The organism is Bartonella sp. MR168JLCBS (assembly GCF_042194175.1).
Map to the genome: position 1 here is coordinate 1,132 of NZ_JBHIMP010000047.1, position 707 is coordinate 1,838.

Annotated in this window: 1 protein-coding gene and 1 pseudogene; both read left to right on the forward strand. The window is 39.0% G+C overall.

The genetic code is table 11. The annotated features are described in order from the left end of the window. Window positions 1-464, forward strand: a pseudogene (locus tag ACFIK8_RS08925) (ribonucleotide-diphosphate reductase subunit alpha); the annotation flags it as partial. 11 nt (window positions 465-475) lie between these two features. Then, window positions 476-707: ribonucleotide-diphosphate reductase subunit beta (locus ACFIK8_RS08930; RefSeq protein WP_375669212.1), on the forward strand; the 232-nt coding region annotated here is incomplete at its 3' end.

Below are 707 nucleotides of genomic sequence, written 5' to 3' on the forward strand. Positions count from 1 at the left end.
CGGATCAAAAGGATTGGCAGGAACTCAAGAAGTTAGTTATTGAGTATGGGCTTTATAATCGCAATCTTCAGGCAGTACCACCCACGGGGTCTATTTCCTATATCAATTATGCGACATCTTCTATTCATCCGATTGCTTCAAAGATTGAGATTCGTAAAGAAGGAAAAATTGGACGCGTTTATTACCCTGCTCCTTACATGGATAATACAAATTTGAATTTTTACCAGGACGCTTATGAGATTGGTCCTGAAAAAATTATTGATACCTATGCTGTCGCCACACAACATGTTGACCAAGGTCTTTCACTAACGTTGTTTTTTCCTGATACTGCTACCACGCGTGATATTAACCGCGCGCAAATTTATGCCTGGAAAAAGGGCATAAAGAGTATTTATTATGTACGTTTACGGCAAGTAGCGTTGAGTGGAACAGAAGTAGATGGTTGTGTTTCGTGTAGTCTATAGGAGATAATCATATGACAAAGATTACAACTAAAAATCCTGTTGTTTGTGCTGTCAATTGGAATAGATTGCATGATGAAAAAGATCTTGAAGTTTGGAACCGCTTAACTGGAAATTTTTGGTTACCTGAGAAGGTTCCACTTTCCAATGATATTCCTTCATGGGCAAGTCTAACAGAGGAAGAACGCAAGCTAACAGTTCGTGTTTTTACGGGGTTAACTCTCTTGGATACGATTCAAAACACCG